This is a genomic window from Oceaniglobus ichthyenteri, from assembly GCF_003057885.1.
Classification (GTDB): Bacteria; Pseudomonadota; Alphaproteobacteria; order Rhodobacterales; family Rhodobacteraceae; genus Oceaniglobus; species Oceaniglobus ichthyenteri.
The window spans coordinates 207196-227927 of record NZ_QAGK01000002.1; the positions used below are offsets into that span (position 1 = coordinate 207196).

Annotated in this window: 16 protein-coding genes and 1 pseudogene; 12 read left to right on the plus strand and 5 right to left on the minus strand. The window is 58.9% G+C overall.

What is annotated here, in order from left to right; all coding sequences use genetic code 11:
* The first annotated feature begins 87 nt into the window (after positions 1–87).
* Entirely contained in the window at positions 88–1476 is a 1389-nt protein-coding gene (locus C8265_RS04045) for a phosphomannomutase (protein ID WP_108482700.1), read from the plus strand.
* Here C8265_RS04045 and kdsA read toward each other — a convergent pair.
* Positions 1467–2300 (minus strand): 3-deoxy-8-phosphooctulonate synthase, encoded by an 834-nt coding sequence (gene kdsA, locus C8265_RS04050; protein WP_206050257.1) that lies wholly within the window; start codon positions 2298–2300, stop codon positions 1467–1469. The genes C8265_RS04045 and kdsA overlap by 10 nt on opposite strands.
* Entirely contained in the window at positions 2285–3091 is an 807-nt protein-coding gene (locus C8265_RS04055) for a 3-deoxy-manno-octulosonate cytidylyltransferase (RefSeq protein WP_108482975.1), read from the minus strand. The genes kdsA and C8265_RS04055 overlap by 16 nt, the downstream gene beginning before the upstream one ends.
* 374 nt (positions 3092–3465) lie before the next feature.
* Here C8265_RS04055 and dprA point away from each other — a divergent pair, with 374 nt between their 5' ends.
* The 10 genes and pseudogenes from dprA (at position 3466) to C8265_RS04105 (ending at position 15567) form a co-directional block, all read left to right on the plus strand.
* A complete protein-coding gene (dprA, locus tag C8265_RS04060) occupies positions 3466–4599 on the plus strand; it encodes a DNA-processing protein DprA (RefSeq protein WP_338065767.1) in 1134 nt (377 codons plus the stop codon).
* A gap of 108 nt (positions 4600–4707) precedes the next feature.
* Positions 4708–7401: a type I DNA topoisomerase gene (gene topA / locus C8265_RS04065; RefSeq protein ID WP_108482703.1), complete on the plus strand. Its 2694-nt coding sequence runs from the start codon at positions 4708–4710 to the stop codon at positions 7399–7401.
* A 73-nt stretch (positions 7402–7474) separates the two neighbouring features.
* A complete protein-coding gene (locus C8265_RS04070) occupies positions 7475–8179 on the plus strand; it encodes a CoA transferase subunit A (protein WP_108482704.1) in 705 nt (234 codons plus the stop codon).
* Entirely contained in the window at positions 8179–8802 is a 624-nt protein-coding gene (locus C8265_RS04075; protein ID WP_108482705.1) for a CoA transferase subunit B, read from the plus strand. Before C8265_RS04070 ends, C8265_RS04075 begins: the two co-directional genes overlap by 1 nt.
* Positions 8803–8921: 119 nt before the next feature.
* The gene (locus C8265_RS04080) at positions 8922–9899 is read left to right on the plus strand and encodes a flippase-like domain-containing protein (protein WP_108482706.1); all 978 of its coding nucleotides are present in this window, start codon (positions 8922–8924) and stop codon (positions 9897–9899) included.
* A 1-nt stretch (position 9900) separates the two neighbouring features.
* Positions 9901–11208 carry an FAD-binding oxidoreductase gene (locus tag C8265_RS04085; RefSeq protein WP_108482707.1) on the plus strand — a complete coding sequence of 436 codons (1308 nt, stop codon included), beginning with the start codon at positions 9901–9903 and terminating at the stop codon, positions 11206–11208.
* 1 nt (position 11209) lies between these two features.
* Entirely contained in the window at positions 11210–11941 is a 732-nt protein-coding gene (locus C8265_RS04090) for an SDR family NAD(P)-dependent oxidoreductase (protein ID WP_108482708.1), read from the plus strand.
* Between the two features lie 65 nt (positions 11942–12006).
* Positions 12007–12746, plus strand: a pseudogene (locus tag C8265_RS04095) (IS5 family transposase).
* 75 nt (positions 12747–12821) lie between these two features.
* Positions 12822–14084 carry a hypothetical protein gene (locus C8265_RS04100; protein WP_164512263.1) on the plus strand — a complete coding sequence of 421 codons (1263 nt, stop codon included), beginning with the start codon at positions 12822–12824 and terminating at the stop codon, positions 14082–14084.
* A 142-nt stretch (positions 14085–14226) separates the two neighbouring features.
* On the plus strand, positions 14227–15567 hold the full coding sequence (locus C8265_RS04105) for a dicarboxylate/amino acid:cation symporter (protein ID WP_108482710.1): 1341 nt from the start codon (positions 14227–14229) through the stop codon (positions 15565–15567).
* A 75-nt stretch (positions 15568–15642) separates the two neighbouring features.
* Here the strand turns inward: C8265_RS04105 and C8265_RS04110 are convergent, their stop codons facing one another.
* From C8265_RS04110 to C8265_RS04120, 3 genes are all read right to left on the minus strand, one after another.
* Positions 15643–17019, minus strand: coding sequence for an SLC13 family permease (locus C8265_RS04110; protein ID WP_108482711.1), 1377 nt, complete (start codon positions 17017–17019; stop codon positions 15643–15645).
* Positions 17020–17324: 305 nt separating this feature from the next.
* Positions 17325–18248, minus strand: a complete 924-nt coding sequence (locus C8265_RS04115; RefSeq protein ID WP_108482712.1) for a 2-hydroxyacid dehydrogenase — start codon at positions 18246–18248, stop codon at positions 17325–17327.
* A 27-nt stretch (positions 18249–18275) separates the two neighbouring features.
* On the minus strand, positions 18276–18971 hold the full coding sequence (locus C8265_RS04120) for a GntR family transcriptional regulator (RefSeq protein WP_164512264.1): 696 nt from the start codon (positions 18969–18971) through the stop codon (positions 18276–18278).
* Positions 18972–19109: 138 nt separating this feature from the next.
* Between C8265_RS04120 and C8265_RS04125 the strand changes: the two genes are divergently transcribed.
* Positions 19110–20672, plus strand: a complete 1563-nt coding sequence (locus C8265_RS04125; protein ID WP_164512265.1) for an ABC transporter substrate-binding protein — start codon at positions 19110–19112, stop codon at positions 20670–20672.
* Positions 20673–20732: the final 60 nt, after the last annotated feature.

A 20732-nucleotide genomic window follows, 5' to 3' on the forward strand; every position in this document is an offset into this window, starting at 1 on the left:
GCTTGGGGCCGCTGTGGTTGTTGCTGCAGCGTTAAGCGTGGGGTACGGTGCACGGCGCCCGCCCACCCCCGCTAAGGAGAATTCGCAATGGCCCCCAAATTCGGCACCAGCGGCCTGCGCGGTCTGGTGGCAGAGCTGACCGATACGCTGTGCGCGCGCTATACCTTGGCATTCCTCGGTGGCACCGCCCCTTCCGGCACGGTGTTGTTAGGCGGCGATCTGCGCCCGTCGACCCGGCAACATCTGCGCGCCGTCGCGGCGGGGGCCCGCGCGGCAGGGGTGACACCGGTTGATTGCGGCGCCGTTCCCACACCGGCCCTTGCCCTTGAGGCACTGCGCCAGGGCGCACCGGCCATCATGATAACCGGCAGCCACATTCCCGCAGATCGCAACGGTTTGAAATTCTACACGAAAACCGGAGAGATCACCAAGGCCGATGAAACCGCGATCAATGATCGACTGGCCGACTGGCACGGGCCGCTTGACCTGTCCGAACCTGCGCCGATTGACGGTGTGGCCGACAGATACATCGCGCGGTTTACCGATTTTTTCGGCCCGCACGCGTTGCAAGATCGCCGTATTGGTGTGTACGAACATTCGGCCGTGGGGCGCGATCATCTGGGCACGGTATTGCGCGCCTTGGGGGCAACGGTAACATCGCTGGGCCGGTCCGATCACTTTATTCCCGTCGATACCGAAGCCGTGGACGATGCCACGCGATGCCAGTTGCGCGCATGGGCAAAGGCCGACGATCTGGACGCCATCGTGTCACTGGATGGCGATTCCGACCGACCCTTGGTAAGTGATGCAAATGGCCGGGTGATCGTGGGTGATGTGATCGGCGCGCTGAGCGCGCGATATCTGGGCGCACGGGTGATTGTGACCCCAGTTTCATCGAACACGATGATCGAGACGATGGATTTTGACCGGATCATCCGCACGCGCATCGGATCGCCCTTTGTGATCGAAGGGATCGAACAGGCGCTTGCCGATGACGCCGCCACACGCGTGGTCGGGTATGAGGCAAATGGCGGGTTTCTGACCGGCACACCGATTGACGGCGCAAATCGCAGGCTGTCGCCCCTGATGACCCGAGATGCATTTTTGCCAATAATCTGTGCCTTGGCGGGGATTGGCGACCATGGGCCACTGGCCGATCAACTGGTCGCCCTGCCCGCCCGCCGCACCGCCGCCGACCGCCTGGTCGGGCTGCCCACCGAAACCTCGGCGGCTTTGGTCGCGGGATTGGTTGAAAACCCTGAAAAACGGGCAACCCTTTTCGCGCACTTGGGCGCGGAAACTGAACTGGACCTTACCGATGGGGTGCGGGTGCGTTTTGCATCGGGCGATATCGTGCATCTGCGCCCGTCGGGCAATGCCCCCGAACTGCGCTGTTACGCCGAGGCGACGACCCAGCAGCGCGCCGACGATATCGTGCGCACCATCCTGGGCGATATCGCCGCGCGCTATGCCTGATCGGGGCCCGATTTGCGCAGATCGTCATAACGGCGCAGATCGGCCAGCAGCGCGCCCAATTGCGCAAGGGGAATCATGTTTGGCCCATCGCTGGGCGCTGTATCCGGATCCTCGTGGGTTTCGATGAACAAACCGTCAATCCCGACCGCACAGGCGGCACGCGCCAGCGTTGGCACGAACTGACGCTGGCCACCGCTGGTCGCGCCGTGCCCGCCCGGCTGTTGCACCGAATGGGTGGCGTCAAACACCACCGGATATCCGGTTTGCGCCATCACCGGCAGGCCGCGAAAATCACTGACCAAGGTGTTATATCCAAAGGATGTGCCACGTTCGCACAGCATGATGTTTTCATTGCCGGTGCTTGCCACTTTTGCGGCCACATGGGCCATATCCCAAGGCGCCAGAAACTGACCCTTCTTTATGTTTATGGCCCGCCCCGTGGCCCCGGCCGCCAGCAACAAATCAGTCTGTCGGCACAAGAACGCAGGAATCTGCAGCACATCCAACACATCGCCCGCCGCACCCGCCTGTGCCACATCATGCACATCCGACAACACCGGACAGCCAAATTCACCACGCACCCGCGCCAGAATCTCTAACCCCTCGTGCATCCCCACACCCCGGGCCGAACCCAGGGATGACCTGTTGGCCTTGTCAAAACTGGCCTTGAAAATGAAAGGATGTTCACCGCTGGCCCGGGCAATCCCCTGGGCCATGAACAGCGCGTGATCCAGCGATTCAAGCTGGCACGGACCCGCGATCAGGGCAAACGGCCCCCCGCCGCCCACCGCCACATCGCCAATCCGGATCATCCGACCGGGCATGCCAGCTCTTGCAAAACCTGTTCAACACGCGCCACGTCTTCGGGGTTGTTGACCTCCCAGAATACACGGCCCTTGGCATCGACGATGACACAGCGCACCGCGTGACCGTTTTCCAAAAACCGCAACTGTTCCAGTCCCTCCAACCGCTCTAAACGGCCTGTTGGCCAGCGGGTATAAGCCGCCAACGCCGACGGGCGATAGGCATAAACCCCCACGTGGTGATACACCGGAACGTCGCGCACAAATGTCTTTTTCGGATCGATATAGGGCAACACCTCTTTGCTGAAATACAGCGCGTGCTGCCGGGCATCAAATACCGCTGTGGTGCCGCCCACACGCCCCGCCTGCCGATCCGCCATGAAATGCCCATAGGTCAGCGGATCGCACTGAACCACCGGCGTTGCCACCTGCGCCGCCGCATCATCCCGCATTGCCGCAATCAGATCTTCGACAAACCATGGCGGCGTGAGCGGGGCATCGCCCTGCACATTCACGATAAGATCGGCATCAATCCCGTGGCGCGCCACCGCCTCGGCGCAGCGCGCGGTGCCGTTTTCACAGTCATGCGATGTCATCAACACCGACGCGCCAAATTCTGCCGCGGCATCCGCGATCCGGGTGTCATCCGTCACCACATGCACAGCATCGACACCGCGCACCTGCATCGCTGCCTCCCATGTCAGATGGATCAGGCTTTTGTGTCCACCACCCGGCACCCGGAGCGGCGCCAGAGGTTTGCCAACAAACCGTGTCGACGCATGCCGCGCCGGGATCATCACCACGGTATTCAACTTCTGAGCAGACCGGGCGCGCACATTGGTGAGGGCATTCATTCCAAACATCCTTGCATCAAGATGGGCCCACCACACCAGAAAACCATGCCATTTTTACGGCATTGCGATGATTTTGCGGCCCGCGCCCCAAATCTGTCAACCTTATCATCTGGTTTTGATGCCCGCGATCTTTGGGGCCAAGGCACCATTTGCGGCAGATGATTCTCGTATCTGCGCCCATAGCGGCACTGCTCCAATCGTCGGGGAAGAGCTTATATCCTATTCAAAACAAGGGCTTGAAATAAACCGACGAATGACTGGAATTCATTCACACACTCTTAACCATTCTGCCTGCATCTTGTTGGTGTAAGCAGATGAAGACAGGTTGACCGGTGGATCTTTTCCCTTCCCTCACCCCCCTCACCCCACCCCACTCCGAGGAAGCTCGGTTAAGCTGGCTTCGTCTCTTACGCTCTCGGCGGGTTGGTGTGGCCACGTTTTTCCGCCTGATGGCCGAACATGGCTGCGCCGATGCAGCCCTTGATGAATTGCCAAAAATCGCCGCTGCTGCGGGTGTATCAGATTACAAACCCTGCCCCGTTGGCGTGGCACAGGCGGAACTGAAGGCCGGGCGTCTTGCGGGCGCAAGATTGATCGCCCATGGTGAACCGGACTATCCGCTGCCACTTTATGATCTGGCCGACGCGCCCCCATTGCTTTGGGTCTTGGGCGACATAAAGCTTTTATCGCGGCCGTCGATTGCGATCGTGGGCGCGCGCAATGCCTCATCCCTGGGCACGCGGATGGCGCGCAAACTGGCCGATGATCTGGGCCAGGCCGGCCATGTGATCGTGTCGGGTCTGGCGCGGGGCATTGATACGGCGGCCCATGTCGCCGCACTTCCCCATGGCACGGTGGCGGTGATGGCCGGGGGTGTTGATATTGTATATCCCGCCGAAAACGCAGTTTTGGCGCAGGAAATCGGTGAAAAGGGGCTTCGCGTCTCAGAGCAGCCCATGGGTTTGCAACCACAGGCGCGCCACTTTCCCCGCCGCAACCGGATCATTTCGGGTTTGGTGCGCGGTGTTGTCGTGGTCGAAGCCGCGGCGCGATCGGGCAGTTTGATCACGGCGCGCGATGCCTTGGATCAGGGGCGCGATGTGTTGGCGGTGCCGGGCCATCCGTTTGATGCCCGCGCTTCGGGCTGCAACATGTTGTTGCGCGATGGCGCGACACTGGTGCGCAATGCCGAAGATGTCATTGCCGCGCTTGGCCCTGCGGTGGAAGACCACGCACCCCCGGACCCCCCCGCGGCACCGGCACCCACATCGCCAAAACGCGGGTTGCGTGAAACACATACACTTCACCAGCAGATTCTTGATCGTCTGGGGCCAAGCCCTCTGGCCGAAGATCAGTTGATCCGCGATCTTTCACTTTCGGCTGGGGAAATCGCGCCACAATTGATCAGCCTGGAACTGGACGGGAGAATCACCCGTCAACCCGGTGGTTTGGTGGCCAAAATCTGATCCTGGCCTATATTCGCCCAACCGACTTGGCCGGCCCCGATTGACAAGCCCGCCCGCAACCCCACATCTAACGGCGGTGCCGCCAAGGCCCGAGTCGGAAGGAAGCGTATGCCCGTCGTTGTTGTTGAATCGCCCGCCAAGGCCAAGACAATCAATAAGTATCTTGGTTCAGATTATGTCGTTCTGGCATCTTATGGACATGTGCGTGATTTGCCCGCCAAGAACGGTTCGGTCGATCCCGACAATGATTTCGACATGTCCTGGGAGGTTGCCAGCGACAGCAAAAAACACGTCAAGGCAATTGCCGATGCTCTGGCCAAGGACAATGCGCTGATCCTCGCCACTGACCCCGACCGCGAAGGCGAGGCGATTTCATGGCACCTTGAGGAAACCCTGCGCAAACGCAAATCAATCAAGAAAGACACGCCTGTCAGCCGTGTGGTATTCAACGCGATCACCAAATCCGCCGTCACCGAGGCAATGAAAAATCCCCGTCAGGTGGATGGCCCGTTGGTTGAGGCCTATCTGGCGCGCCGGGCGTTGGATTATCTGGTTGGTTTCAACCTGTCACCGGTCTTGTGGCGCAAATTGCCCGGGGCGCGGTCGGCCGGGCGGGTGCAATCGGTCTGCCTGCGCCTGATTGTTGAGCGTGAGATGGAGATCGAAGCGTTTCGCGCCCGGGAATATTGGACGGTCAAGGCCGTATTGCAAACGCCGGGCGGCCAGACCTATGAGGCGCGGCTGACGGTTCTGGGCGGTGACAAGCTGGATAAATTCAGCATTGAAAATCAGGCCGCGGCGGATCTGGCTGTCAAAGCCATCGAAACCCGCGATCTGCATGTCGCATCGGTTGAGGCAAAACCAGGCAGCCGCAACCCCAGCCCGCCCTTCATGACCTCGACATTGCAGCAAGAGGCCAGTCGCAAATTCGGCATGGGCGCGCGCCAGACCATGAGCAACGCACAGCGTCTGTATGAGGCGGGGCATATTACCTATATGCGGACCGACGGCATCGACATGGCGCCCGAGGCAGTAACCGCCGCGCGCGACGCGATCAAAGACCGCTACGGCAGCGAATATGTGCCAAAAAGCCCGCGCATTTATAAAAACAAGGCGAAAAACGCCCAAGAGGCGCACGAATGTATCCGCCCCACCGAAATGGCGATGGATGCCGCCGCGCTGCGCATCACCGATCCGGATCAGCGCAAATTATACGATCTGATCTGGAAACGCACCCTGGCCAGCCAGATGGAGGCGGCCCGGCTTGAGCGTACAACCGTGGAAATCGCCAGCAAAGATGGCCAGGTGGGCTTGCGCGCGACGGGTCAGGTGATGCTGTTTGACGGTTTCATGAAGATATACGAAGAAGGTCGTGATGACGCCGTTGTCGATGAGGACGACAAGCGTTTGCCACAGATCAGCCAGGGCGAAGCGGCGAAAAAGGATTCTGTCACACCGGAACAGCATTTCACCCAGCCCCCGCCGCGCTATACCGAAGCGACATTGGTAAAACGGATGGAGGAATTGGGCATCGGGCGCCCCTCGACCTATGCCAGCATCGTCACCACGATTCAGGATCGTGAATATGTGCGCAAAGATGGCAACCGCCTGTTCCCCGAGGATAAAGGCCGGTTGGTCACCGCATTCCTGACCAATTATTTTCAGCGATATATAGAGTATGATTTCACCGCCGATCTTGAGGGGCAGTTGGATGATGTGTCGGCCGGTGAGCGGGACTATAAAGAAGTGCTCAGCCGGTTCTGGAAGGATTTTTCCGCCGCCATCGCCGAAACCGCCGATTTGCGGATTGGTGAAGTTCTGGACAAGATCAACGAGGTGCTTGAGCCTCATCTGTTTCCAGCCAAGGAAGACGGCAGCGATCCGCGCCTGTGCCCCCATTGTGGCGCCGGACGGCTTTCGATGCGCACGGCCCGGTCGGGCGGTGCCTTCATTGGCTGTTCGAACTATCCCGATTGTAAATACACCCGCGCGTTTGGCCCCCCTTCCGAAGATGGCGAAGACCTCAGCGGGATACCGCCCGAGGGCAAAGAACTGGGCCTTGACGCGGGCGACAAGATTTTCGCATTCAAGGGCCGGTTTGGCCCCTATGTGCAGCGCGGCGAAGTGACCGAAGACAATAAAAAACCGCCGCGCCAATCCATCCCCAAGGAATGGCCCCCCGAAGAGGTGGATCTGCCTCAGGCGTTGAAATTATTGTCTTTGCCGCGCCAGATTGGCGAACATCCCGAAGATGGGATCATGGTTTGGGCCAATATCGGGCGCTATGGCCCGTATATCAAACACGCCCCCTCGACCAGTGATCGGGGCGGCACCAACGCCAATCTGGAAAGCATAGATGAGGTGTTCACAGTCGGCATGAACCGCGCGGTGCAATTGCTGGCCGAAAAGGTGGCCAGCCGGGGCGCGCGGCGCGGCGTCGCCAAAATCCTGCGCGCAGTCGGAGAGCACCCTGATGGCGGCGCAATCGATATCATGGAGGGGAAATATGGCCCCTATGTGAAATGGGAAAAGGTAAACGCCACACTGCCCAAAGACAGCGATGTCGAGCAGGTTACGATTGAGCAGGCACTGGAGCTGATCAACGAAAAGGCCGCGAAAAAAGGCACGCGTCGCAAAGCCGCGCCCAAAAAGGCAACGACCAAAGCCACGACGGCGAAGAAACCAGCGGCAAAAAAACCGGCAGCGAAAAAAACCACAGCCAAGAAACCCGCCGCGAAAAAGAAACCGGCGGCAAAGTCGGCGGCAAAAGACACGGATACCGATGGCGACGTGATCGAATGATTGCGCCACCATCGTTGACACCGCGCACGACGCGGCCCAGAACCAACGTAACGGTAATTGCGGGGACGTACCCATGAAAAAAATCTATGGCTCAGCTGCGGAAGCGTTGGATGGCCTGTTATTCGACGGAATGTTCATTGCTGCGGGGGGATTTGGCCTGTGCGGGATTCCGGAATTGTTGCTTGAGGCCATCAAGAACGCCGGCACAAAGGATCTGACCTTTGCGTCCAATAACGCGGGTGTCGATGATTTTGGCATTGGTATCCTTTTGCAAACCCGGCAAGTGAAAAAGATGATCAGCTCATATGTGGGCGAAAATGCCGAATTCATGCGCCAATATCTGTCGGGCGAGTTGGAGTTGGAGTTCAACCCCCAAGGCACCTTGGCCGAACGGATGCGCGCCGGTGGGGCCGGCATTCCCGGATTTTACACCAAAACCGGCGTTGGCACGGTGATTGCCGAGGGCAAGGAGGTGAAGAATTTCGATGGTCAGGATTACATCCTGGAACGGGGAATTGTTGCCGATCTGGCCATCGTCAAAGCGTGGAAAGCCGATGAAACCGGCAATCTGATGTTCCGCAAAACGGCGCGCAATTTCAATCCGCCCGCCGCCATGTGTGGCAAGGTTTGCGTTGTCGAAGTAGAAGAAATCGTTCCAACCGGCAGCCTTGATCCCGACGCCATTCACCTGCCCGGTATTTACGTGCATCGCATCGTGCAAGGCACCCACGAAAAACGCATCGAACAGCGCACGACGCGCAAAAAGGAGGCCGTGTAATGCCCTGGGATCGCAATCAGATGGCCGCACGCGCGGCTGAAGAACTGGAAGACGGCATGTATGTCAACCTCGGCATCGGCATCCCGACGCTTGTGGCGAACTATGTCGGCGACAAGGATATCACGCTGCAATCGGAAAACGGCATGTTGGGCATGGGCCCTTTCCCGTTTGAGGGCGAAGAAGACCCCGATTTGATCAATGCCGGCAAACAAACCATCACAGAACTGAAACGCACCGCTTATTTCGATTCGGCCACATCGTTCGGAATGATACGCGGCGGCAAGATTGCCGCAGCGATCCTGGGCGCGATGGAAGTGGCCGAAAACGGTGATTTGGCCAACTGGATGATTCCAGGCAAATTGGTCAAAGGCATGGGCGGCGCCATGGATCTGGTGGCCGGGGTGGGCCGCGTGATCGTGGTGATGGATCACACCAACAAACATGGTGAATCCAAGGTGTTGAAAGCCTGCACCCTGCCTCTGACCGGCAAAAATGTGGTGGATCGGATTATCACCAACCTGGGTGTTCTGGATGTGGTCGAGGGCGGCCTGAAGATTGTGGAATGCGCCGACGGCGTCACCGAAGATGAGCTGCGCGCCGCCACGGAAGCAAAAATCGTCTGATTTCGAAAGGCGGGCGCCATTGGCCCCGCCTTTTCATTTCGTTGAAAATTTCATGAATCTGTTCCGAATTGGGAAACAACACCATAGTGTTGCCCCATTCCGTTGCTAATCAGCGGGCAATGAGCATGATCAGCCCCCCCCAAGCGCATCGCGCCCCCCTTACCCGAGATCGCCTGATCTTTGGTGGTTTTCTGGCGCTTCTTGTTATGGGTCTTGTCGGGCTGGTGGCCGGCACCGGATGGGATGAGATTAAGTCGCAAATCGCCCGTATCGCCGTTTGGCAAATTGCCGTGCTTCTGGCGCTGAGCTTGGTGAACTATCTGTTTCGCGCTTTGCGCTGGCACATTTTTGCCCGCCGATTGGGGTTGGGCACCACGTTTGATCGCAATATTCTGCATTTTTTGGGCGGTTTTGCCATGTCGGTCACCCCCGGGCGTGTGGGTGAATTGGTGCGCATGCGGTGGTTGCATCGTGAAACCGGTTGGCAATTTGAACGCACCGCGCCCTTGGCCCTGATTGACCGCGCCTCGGATCTGGCCGCCATGGGGGTTTTGTTGGCGATTGCCCTGTCCCTGTCCACAACGGGTATTGCCGGGGGGCTGCCGGTGACGCTTTTGGCCCTGATTGTCGCATTTGTCGCCACGCGCCCAGTGCTTTTGTCGGGTTTTGCCACCTATGTGCACCGCGCGACCGGTCTGTGGCCCCGTCTGTTTGCACGCATCCGGCGCGCCGCGCGGTCCCTGGCACAGTTTTCAAACCCCACCGTGATCGCCGCTGCCATGGGTCTGGGGCTGATCGGTTGGGTGGCCGAAGGTGTTTCGTTTCATTTGCTTCTGATCTGGATGGGCCATGACATTGGCCTCGCCACGGCGATCGGGATTTTTCTGTTTTCAACCTTGGCTGGCGGGCTGACCGGCGCACCGGGCGGGTTGGGCGGCGCCGAGGCGGCGATGATCGCGCTTTTGACATTGGAAGGCGTGCCTTTGGCGGTATCTGTCCCGGCCACCGCAATCATCCGGTTAACTACCCTTTGGTTTGCCATCGCGCTGGGCCTGATCGCGTTTCCCTTGGCCGAACGCAGATCGCGAAAGGACTGATATGCGCTGGAAAACCGCGAATTATGCCGGATGGGGCCGGGCATTGCGCGCAACAGGCCAATTGGCCCGCCCCGAGCGTTTGTCGACACTGACCGCGCTTATGGCTGACGAACCCGCACCCGCCATTGGCAATTGCCGGTCTTATGGCGATGCCTGCCTGAATCATGGGCGGCAGGCGGTGCAAATGCTGCGGATGGATCGGATTGCGGCGTTTGACCCCACGACCGGGATTGCAACGGTCGAAGCTGGTGTGCAACTGGGCGAACTGGCGCGCGTTTTTGCGCCGCGCGGATGGCTTCCTGCGGTAATGCCCGGCACCGGATTTGCCACCGTGGGCGGCGCGATTGCCCATGATGTGCACGGCAAAAACCACCATGTGGCCGGATCATTCGGTCAACATGTACGCGCGATTACCCTGATCGGTATCGATGGCACCAGCCGCCGCATTACCCCCGATGATCCGCTATTTGCCGCCACTGTCGGGGGGCTGGGCCAGACCGGCATCATTGCCAGCGCCGAATTGCAGCTTTTGAAATGCAAGGGTGACGTGATTGTCGTTACTGAACGGCGCATTGCCGGCTGGGATGATTTTTTGGCCCATTTCGATGCCTCAGACGCAAGTTACAGCGTGGGTTGGATTGATGCCACCGCGCAGGGCGATTCCCTGGGCCGTGGCATATTGGAAGAAGCCGAAACCGGTTCGGGCCTTGTCACCCAAAAGGGCGGGGCAAAGGCAGTGCCATTTGATGCCCCCGGCTTTGCGCTGTCGCCTGCTGTGGTGCGGCTGTTTAACGCCGCGTATTTTCGCCGGGTGCCAGACAAGGGGCGCACGGTTGTCAAACCGATTCAGGATTTCTTTTTCCCGCTGGACCGGATCCGTGATTGGAACCGGCTTTATGGCAAAGAAGGGTTTCATCAATTCCAATGCGTGGTGCCGGTGGCACAGGCCCCCGCCCTGCGCGCGATGCTGGGGCGGATCGCGAAATCCGGCCTCGCCTCGCCCTTGGCGGTGCTCAAACGCATGGGGCCAGGGCGCGCGGGCCTGATGTCATTCCCGATGGAGGGGTACACATTGGCGATTGATTTCCCGAACCGCGCCAAGGCGACCCGCCTGATTGGCGAACTTGAGGCCGACACCCTGGCCGCGGGGGGCCGCATCTATCTGGCCAAGGATTCATTGGCCAAGGGCAGCAGCCTGCGCGCCATGTACCCCGAACACGCCACATGGGCCGCTGCGGCCAACGCCGCCGATCCCGATGGCGTTTTGGCCACGGATTTGATCCGCCGCCTTGATCTGAGGACGATTTGAGATGTCAGAGCTTTGGATTCTCGTCGGGGCAACATCCTCTATGGCGCGGGCGATGGCGCGGATGTTGGCGACGCGCGGCGATGCCCTGATCCTGGCGGGGCGCGACATGCAAGACATGGCCACCACCGCCGCCGATTGTGAACTGCGCGGCGCGCCCTTCGCCCGGGTGATGGCATTCGACGCGCGCCAGCCTGACACATTTCAGCCAATTATCGACGCGCTGGATGATCGCATCGTCAACGCCGCCGTCTTCGTCGGCTCCATGCCGGATCAGGCAGAGATCGACGCCGATCCCGGTTTGATCGACGGCACGGTGATCGACAGTTTTTCCGGCCCCGCGCGGTTTTTACAACTGCTCGCCCCCGAAATCGAGGCGCGCGGCGCAGGCGTGGTTGTTGGTGTCGGATCGGTTGCCGGGGATCGGGGCCGCGTGGGCAATTACGTCTACGGCGCCGCGAAGGCCGGATTTCACACCTACCTGTCGGGTCTGCGCAATCGGCTGACCCGGTCAGGCGGCCATGTGGTAACGGTAAAACCCGGCTTTGCAGACACCGCAATGACCTGGGGGATTGAAGGCATGTTTCTGGTCGCCCCTCCCGAAAAGGTGGCCGCCGATATCCTGAAAGCCGTCGAAAAAAAGCGCGACGTGATTTATACACCGTTTTTCTGGCGATATATCATGTTGATCATCCGTGCGATTCCAGAACGTATATTCAAGAAGATGTCGATCTAGGGTCGGGACCCATTGAATTCGAGGTGGTGGCGTGATTCACAGTTTAAAAAAAGCGGTGAACATGTCTGACCACTGATGCGGAGACGGTGCGTCTTGAGCCCTTTTCCCCAAGTCCCACGGCAAGCCGCGCGTTGATGATAGGCGTGGCCTGAGCGGTGTTATCTTCGTTAATCGTAACCGCTTACGTTGGCGTGATGCACCCAGAGAATATGGACCTCATAAGACCGTCTACAACCGTTGGAAGCGGTGGAGCGACAAGGGCATTTTCCCTCGGATGATGGTTGGCCTAGCCGCCAAACATCGCGAAGAGGAAACCGTGATGATCGACGCGACCTACCTCAAGGCAGACCGTACAGCGATCAGCTTGGGCGTTGAAAAAGGGGCGCGGACGCCTGATTGGCCGGACCAAAGGCGGAATGAATACCAAACTGCACACATCTGCGACAGCCAAGGCCGACCGCTCAACCTGTTCGTCACCGCCGGTCAGGTCAGCGATTACATCGGCGCACGGGCGCTCGTGAGCAGCCTGCCCAAGGTTAACTAGCTGCTCGGTGACCGTGGTTATGACGCCGATTGGTTCAGAGAAGCGTTGAAGGACAAAGGGATACGCGCATGTATCCTTGGTCGGAAACCGCGGAAGAAAACAGTGAAGTATGACAAGCGCCGTTGCAAACACCGAAACCGGATCGAAATCATGTTCGGCAGGCTGAATGATTGGCGACGCGTTGCGACAAGATACGACGGATGCCCAAAGGTATTCTTGTCTGCAATCGCCCTCGCGGCACTCGTTATTTTATACCTATGAGTTTTGAACCCACCGCTGGCGTTTTATCTTACCGCAATCCCGGTATGGATCGCGCGGCTGACCGGGCTTGCGCCGATGGCAACCTTCAAAGGCTTCGTGCTGGTGCTTGCGGCGGGTTCGCTGATCCTGTCCCAGCGGCTGCTTGCCTGTGAAACACGCCTTTCCTCGACATCACGGCGCGCCGTGCTTGCGGTGGCGGCGGTTGGGCTATTGCTCTTGCCAATCGGGGATTTCGGACAGCGCGACCACCTGTTCACCATCATGTTCCTGCCGTTTCTTGTGATGAACCTGCGCTCCGCACCCGCGTCCGGGCCGATGCGCGCCGGAGTTGCAGTCTGGGCAACCTTCGGAATCGCGCTCAAGCATTATTTCCTGCTGCTTCCACTCGCGATCCTGATCTGCCAAATGATTGCCGCGCGCAGTCTGCGGCCGGCGCTCAGGGTCGAATACCTGGTGATTTCGGCCCTGCTGATGCTTTATGTGACAGCCTCGGCAATCCTGCATCCGGCGTATTTCGAAAATGTCGTGCCGCTTACGATGCAGGTTTATGGCGCATTTGACGTGCCGCTTCTTTTTACCCTTTCTCGCGCTTGGGTCCTGATCCTGTTGCTTTTCATCGCGCTGGTGCTTCTTGTACTGAACAGGGCGCGGCCTTGGTCAAACACCGTGGCAGTGGCGACCGGGGCGGCGGCCATTGCGATATTTCTGATCCAGTCGAAAGGCTGGAATTATCACCGGATTCCTGCAAACCTTTATGTGGTGTTTGCCGTAACATGGGCGGCGGCAACGCTGTCACAAACCCGGGCGCAGTGGTGGCCAATCGCCATTGCCGCCGTGTCTGTCATGCTTCTTGGTGTTCCGGCAGTGCGCAATGGCCCGTATCAAAGCCCTTTCGCCCACGCCGTCGCGCCTTATTTTACCTGCCCACCGGGCGAGCGCAGCTTTCAGGTATTCAGCGCGAATGTGTGGACGGGATTCCCATTGGCGAACCTCGTCAATGCCACGTCGGCCAACCGAGCTCCGTCACTTTGGCTCTTTCCCGGGGCAAGTTACCGACTGAGCCTCACCAAGAATCCGGCTGAGCAGGCCGTCTATCGCGCCACACTGGAAAATGCACGTGCGCGGGTGTTGGCGGATTTTTTCCGCACCGCACCGCAGGTCGTTATCGTTGATGAAAACCCGCACAAGCAATATTTCAATGGCGCGTCCTTCGATTATCTCGACTACTTCAGCGAAGATACAAAATTCGCCCTGGCCTGGCGCGACTATGCCCTCAAGGGTCATGTGGGGCCGTTTGCGATCTATGCGCGGGAAGGATGTGACCTGCCGGACAGGTAAGCCTTGATTGCGAAAGACTTTGGCGTGGCCGCGATGCCATTCTTGTCGCATTGTTTACCGGTGCCACGACGGGTGGTGCCGGGGCCGTTGCAAGTGAAAATGTCGGTTTATTTCTCGCGCCTGGTCCTGTTATGGCCTTGGCATGGCAAACGACACACAAGATACGACAATGCGGATCGGGCAACAGCGTTTCAAGCTGCGGGTCTGGATCACATCCAGACTCTGGGCGCAGGTGATGATCGGGATGGTCTTGGGTTTTGGCCTTGGTTTATTGCTGAGCGAACCAACAGGGCTGATGCCACCGGATACGGCCAAATGGGTCGGGCATTGGTTGGCGCTGCCGGGGCAGATATTTCTGGCATTGATCGCCATGGTGCTGATCCCGCTGATCTTTTCTTCGATTGTCGGGGGTCTTTCCGGCGCCGGGTCTGGCAACGAACTGCGTTCGGTCGGATTGCGGTTGGCCGCTTTCATTCTGGCCACCACGACGGCGGCGGCGGCAATCGGTGTGATGCTTGCCCAATGGCTGAGCCCCGGCAAGGGCCTTGTCGGTTTTTCGCCAGAGCCTGCCGGATCCGGCATGCCGCCCGAAACCGGCGAACTTGCCGATCTGCCCGCCCCCGACGCCCAGGCAACCGTGCCGGATCTGATTGTCGATATTTTGCCCACAAACCCGACCGCCTCGATCGTGCAGGGGGATATGTTGGCGGTTGTTGTGCTGGCTCTGCTTGTGGGGGTGTCCGTCACCCAGGTTCAGCCCAAGCGCGCCGCGCCCTTTCTTGCATTGATGGATGCGCTGCTTTCGATTTCGATGAACATTGTCAAATGGGCGATGTTTCTGGCCCCTTTCGCGGTTTTCGGGCTGATGGCGCAACTGGTGATGCGCATGGGGTTTGAAACCATGGTCGGCATTTCCGGGTATGTCGGCACCGTGCTGTTGGGTTTGGTGATGCTGTTTTGCCTTTACCTTGTGATTGCATTTCTGTTCGCACGGATCACCCCGCCGCGATTTATAAAAGCTGCCGGAAGTAATCTTTTGCTGGCCTTCTCCACGTCCAGCTCTTCTGCGGTGATGCCGGTTACAATCCAATCCGCGCGCCAGCTTGGCGTGCCCGAAAATATCGCCAATCTGGTTGTTCCGCTGGGGGCGACGATGAACATGGCAGGCACCGCGCTTTATCAGGCGGTGGCCATTCTGTTTCTGGCACAGCTTGCCGGTGTTGATCTGACCTTGGGTCAGATCGCCGTGGTGGTTGGAACGCTTGTCGCCTCAAGCATCGGCGCCCCTGGAACGCCGGGCGTCAGCATCGCGATCCTGATCAATGTCGCAACAAGCATGGGCATCCCTGTTGAGGGAATGGTGATCATTCTGGGCGTTGATCGCCTGCTTGACATGTGCCGCACGGCCGTGAATGTCACCGGCGATCTGGTGGCGGCGGTGCTTTTGCGCGCGGTCGGGCGCGACGCTGCGCAAACCTTGTAAGGCTGCGTGTCGGGGGCCAGTTTCGCCCGCAATCACGCGGCGATCACACCACATCCCTGTATGCGTTTGCATGTTTCAAATCGTGCCCAACAGTTTCCACCACAAGAAATCGATCGGCAACAAAACCAACACGGTGATCGCAAAAAGCGACAGCATGATCTTCAGCAGGGGGCGCGTGCTTTCCTTGGCCAGGCCCATGGCCACAATCAACGGCCCCACCTGATAGGGGAAAACCACTGTGGAAAAACCGATCACCTGCGTCATCAACACCGCGTTCAGCGAAAATCCGGTGGTCTCGGCCAATTCCTGAGCAAGGGGGGTAAGCACCGCAGGCATGCCCGCAACGGTCGTGAAAATCGATGTTCCCGCCCCCAAAAGCGACAGTGACATGAAGTTCAACAAATCATTTCCCTGCTGAAACGGCAGAACTGTCAAAACCTTGCCTGCGATGATCTCGCCCAGCCCGCTTGTATTGACCACAACTCCAAGGCTCAGCGCCCCGGCAACGAACAACAGCATCGAAAAATCCACCGCCGATTTGAAAACCGGTGGCGGGACAAAGCCGAACTGTGGGATCATCAGCACCAAAGAAGTGCCAAGCCCGATCCACGCCGCATTGATCCCGTGGATCTGATCGGTTGACCAAAGGCCCAGCGTGACCAGCAGAATGGCCAGCAATACCGCCTGACGACGGCCCGCCCCGGCACGTTCCGGCGCCGTCGGTTGCGCGATTTCCCTGACCCGGGCAGGAAAAAGGATCAGCACAAGCGCAACAATCACCGCAGATTTCAACAGCCCCAAAACCGGATAATGCAGCAGCAGATATTTTGTATAGCTGAATTGAACATTCAACGACTGTTCTGCCAACCCTGCCAGAATGACATTGGGAATGTTCGACGGCAGGATTGCAAAGCTGGGCATGTTGGTTCCGATCGCAATGATGACCGCCACGCCGGTGCGCCCCGTTGACCCCTTTTCCAACCCCAAGGCATCGGCCAACGCCATGCCCACAGGCACCAGAACCGCCGCACGCCCCAGCGACGATGGCATCACGAATCCCAGCACCATTCCGATCAGCATCAGCCCGACAATGAGTGTGCCATAGCTTTTCGAAACATGGGGCCGTGCCACGGCACCCAGTTGCGCACCCAACCCCGAATGGGTGATCGCCGCGCCAATGACAAAGCCCGCAACCACCAGCCAAATCGCCGAAGATGAAAAGCTCGCGAAAACCTCTTGCGGTGGGGCCAGCCCACCAAGGATCAGCGCGACAAACAGGAACATCGACGCCACATAGCCCGGCACAAGGCCCGTTCCCCACAACGACAGGGTAATCACCATCACCCCAAAGGTAAGCCCCTGCGCGGGCGTCATTCCTGCGGGAAGCGCGATGGCGCTCCATATGGCCAGCATCACTGCCACGGCAAAGATGCTCTCTTTCATCCGGATCATGATTGTCTTTCCAACTGTGTATTCTTGTCTGCTCAAATCTTTCTCTGCCGTTCAATCCACTGATTGCACGGCTTTTCCGGCCGACTTACAGCACAACATCGCCCCGCTTGGTGACTTTGTTACCAACTTCGCCAGAAGTGGAAAATTTGCGCACAAACGGTTCGCCCTTGCGGCGAAAAATCGGGTTTTCTGCATGTCCCCGCTCGATAGCAATACCCCAAGGCACGGCCTGCCCGGACTGCGCCACTCACGTCGGCCCGATGGGGTGTGACGTGTTGAATATCGGCAATTCGATCAGCCAACCATCACCGATCCGACAACGCCTTCAGATCGTCGCGCAGCAAGGTGAAACCGGTTGAGAGCAATCGCGCCATGGCTTCGCGGGTCTTATAGGCCGAATGCGCCGTGAGGGTAACATTTTCCAGCCGCGTCAGCGGATGATCCTTTGGCAACGGCTCTTGTTCAAACACATCCAGCGCGGCATGGGCGATGCGCCCGTTTTCAAGCACGTCGATCAGGGCGGGTTCGTCAATGACTGCACCCCGCGCCACATTCACCAGAATGGCGTCAGAGCGCAACATCGCCAACTTTTCCGCGTTCATCAAATGACGGGTCGCATCCGTCAGCGCCAGATGAAGTGACACCACATGCGCCGTTTTCAGCAGATCATCCAGCGGCACAGACCGGCACGGCAGGTGATCGGGCACACCGCTGCGGTTCCAGGCGATCACCTCCATCCCGAACCCATGGGCCAAACGGATCAGTTCGCTGCCTATTCCGCCGGTGCCCACCACCCCAAGCCGCTTACCGGCCAGTTCAACACCCACCGGCATCGTCCAGCGGCCACTGCGGATATCACGATCCATTGCGGCAATGGCGCGCGCCCCGGCCATGATCAGGGCAAATGCGTGTTCGGCAATGGTGCGATCACCATAATTGCGCACGGTGCGCACCTGGATGCCCAGTTTTTCCGCCGCCGCGGTATCAATATAGGTCGAGGCGCCCGTGCCCAGAAACACGATGCTGCGCAGGGTCGGATACCGCGCCAGAAAAGCGGCATCCATCTGTGTGCGACCGTTGATCACGCCCACCGCACCCGACATCAACCTGTCCAGCGTTTCAGGGTCGGGATCGCCGGTGTATATTTCCAGATCCGGCAGTGTCGAAAGCACCTCGGGCGTCAGAACAGAATGACCGAATTCGGTGCAGTCGATGTAAACATGTTTCATGGCATTTTCCTGTTGAATATCGGCGCGTCAGTCCATCGCAAACGGGCGTTGCGGCAACCCAAGGTGCAGCCTGACCGCGCTGTTGATGTGGTAACGCATTTCCGCCTCGGCGACGGCGACATTGCGCCGCTCAAGCGCGCTGATGATGCGCAGATGTTCCACCACAACCTGATCCATCCAACCCGCGCGGCTGCCTTCGCGCCCGCGCACAAGGCGCAGTTTGTCATGAACCTTGGTCAGTTGCGCCAGAAGATAGGCGTTTTGCGACAGCTCGCCGATACACAGGTGAAACGCGCTATCAAGCCGGAAGAATTCGGCCTGTTCGCCCGCCAAAAGTGCGGCCTTTTGCGCCTCCAGAATGGTGGAAAGGCCGCTTGTGTCACTGGCTTCGGTGCGCTCGATGCACAACCGCACCGCCATTGTCTCCAGCGCCTCGCGCACTTCGTACAGATCGCGGATATCGTTGATCGAAAGCTCGATCACCTGGTAAAATCGGCCACTGCGCTGAACCAACCCTTCATCAAGCAGCTTGCGCAAGGCTTCGCGCACTGGCGTGCGGCTGACCCCGCAGCGCGCGGCAAGTGTATCTTCCTGAAGGATGGATTTCGGCGCCAGCACGAGGCGCAGAATATCGTCTTTCAATCGCTCATACACCGTTCCCGACAGTGCCGCGCGATCGCCCTCTTCTGCTGTGGCTTGATTGTCCAAGGTCGCAAACTCCAATTTCAGTATCCTGAAAATCATCACAAACTGCAAATTGCAAGGGTTATTGTCCATTGACCCAAGGGAAAATGTCGCGTTAGGTATATCGAACGGGCTTTCCGCTTCGGGGCTCTCAAGGGGGAGAAAGAGATGACAGGCATGGGAAATCGTTTGATCACGGCCACAGGCGGCATCAGCCGCCGCAAGTTCGGCCTGATCCTTGGTGCGGGTGCGGGTGCAAGCGCACTGGGGTTGGGAACGTCGGTTCGCGCGGCAACACCCACACGCGGCGGTGTGTTGCGGATCGGCATTGCATCACAAAGCACGAATGACACGTTCGATTCCGCAAAGGCGCTGTATCACGGTGATTTCATCCGCTGCACCAGCCTGTACAACCACCTGACCCGCCTTGATGAACAATTAAAGGCACAGCCTGAACTTGCCGTATCCTTTGAGCCCAGCGCCGATGTCACCGAGTGGACATTCACCCTGCGCAAGGGCGTGGAATTTCACGACGGATCACCCCTGACCGCCGAAGATGTGGCGTTTTCGATCCTGCGCCACAAGGAAGAGCGCGTGGCGTCAAGCGTGCGTCGGTTGGTACAGAACATCACCGATGTGGTTGTGGATGGCCCCGATACGGTTGTCGTCAAACTGGCCGAGCCTGATGGCGATGTGCCGGTGATGTTCGGCATATTTCAATTCGCAATCGTCAAGGCCGGCACCTATGATTTCGCCAAACCAAACGGCACCGGCCCGTTCACCGTCAGTGAATTTGCGCCGGGCGTGCGCACCATCTGTACCCGAAATGACAATTACTGGAAAAACGGCCAGCCTTATATCGACGGGTTTGAAATGTTTTCAATCACCGATCCGGTTGCGCGCGCCAACGCCCTGTTGTCGGGCGATGCCGATGTGGTGGTGGATCTGAAAGGCCCCAGCATTGACGAAGTTGCAAAATCCGACGTGGCGCAGCCGTTTATCACCAATGCGGCGCGGTTCACGTCATTTCAGGCGGCGGTCGACATTCCGCCCGGTGACAGGGAAAATCTGGGCCTGGCGCTGTCTTATCTGATTGACCGTGAACGCGTTTTGAAAACCGTTCTGCGCGGCAACGGTGTGATCGCAAATGATGTTCCGGTGATGCCCGGCACGCCCTATTTCAACGATGCGCTGCCGCAACGCACCCTGGATCATGACAAGGCAAAGTTCCACCTTGCCAAGGCCGGAATCGGCAACAGCCAGATTGATCTGCACGTCAGCGATGCTTCGGTGTTCAGCACCGATATCGGACAGCTTTTGCAGCGCGAGGCCGTCAATGCCGGGCTGAACCTTAATCTGCGCCGCGAACCGGCTGACAGTTATTGGAGCGCGGTGGCCGGAAAACGCGCCCTGTTCGCGACCACGTTCAACCCTTGGGCCACCGTGAACATGTTTCTCAACCTGACATGGAAATCCGGCGCGGCATGGAATTTCTCGCATTACAACAACCCCGATCTGGACAAGATGATCGATGCCGCCCGCGCCACGGTCGACGAGGCGCAGCGCGTTGAGATTTACGCGGACATCCAGGAGACGCTTCACAATACCGGTGCGCAGGTTCTTCCTGCGTTCATCAGCTATGTGGATGGCGTTTCAACCCGGGTCGAAGGGCTGACGCCGGTTCCGATTGGCGGTTTGGGCGGGTTCAACTTTACCGATCGCGTTTGGTTCAAAAGTTAACCTTGAATGGGTCACGGACCTTGCAATCCGCCGGGGCAACACCCCGGCGGCGTGTGATTT

Bases quoted from the DNA above. Each gene is read 5' to 3' on its own strand.
- C8265_RS04045 (WP_108482700.1), top strand. From the start codon at position 88: ATGGCCCCCAAATTCGGCACCAGCGGCCTGCGCGGTCTGGTGGCAGAG.
- kdsA (WP_206050257.1), bottom strand. From the start codon at position 2,300: ATGCCCGGTCGGATGATCCGGATTGGCGATGTGGCGGTGGGCGGCGGG.
- topA (WP_108482703.1), top strand. From the start codon at position 4,708: ATGCCCGTCGTTGTTGTTGAATCGCCCGCCAAGGCCAAGACAATCAAT.
- C8265_RS04070 (WP_108482704.1), top strand. From the start codon at position 7,475: ATGAAAAAAATCTATGGCTCAGCTGCGGAAGCGTTGGATGGCCTGTTA.
- C8265_RS04075 (WP_108482705.1), top strand. From the start codon at position 8,179: ATGCCCTGGGATCGCAATCAGATGGCCGCACGCGCGGCTGAAGAACTG.
- C8265_RS04080 (WP_108482706.1), top strand. From the start codon at position 8,922: ATGAGCATGATCAGCCCCCCCCAAGCGCATCGCGCCCCCCTTACCCGA.
- C8265_RS04085 (WP_108482707.1), top strand. From the start codon at position 9,901: ATGCGCTGGAAAACCGCGAATTATGCCGGATGGGGCCGGGCATTGCGC.
- C8265_RS04090 (WP_108482708.1), top strand. From the start codon at position 11,210: ATGTCAGAGCTTTGGATTCTCGTCGGGGCAACATCCTCTATGGCGCGG.
- C8265_RS04100 (WP_164512263.1), top strand. From the start codon at position 12,822: ATGGCAACCTTCAAAGGCTTCGTGCTGGTGCTTGCGGCGGGTTCGCTG.
- C8265_RS04105 (WP_108482710.1), top strand. From the start codon at position 14,227: ATGGCAAACGACACACAAGATACGACAATGCGGATCGGGCAACAGCGT.
- C8265_RS04110 (WP_108482711.1), bottom strand. From the start codon at position 17,019: ATGATCCGGATGAAAGAGAGCATCTTTGCCGTGGCAGTGATGCTGGCC.
- C8265_RS04115 (WP_108482712.1), bottom strand. From the start codon at position 18,248: ATGAAACATGTTTACATCGACTGCACCGAATTCGGTCATTCTGTTCTG.
- C8265_RS04125 (WP_164512265.1), top strand. From the start codon at position 19,110: ATGGGAAATCGTTTGATCACGGCCACAGGCGGCATCAGCCGCCGCAAG.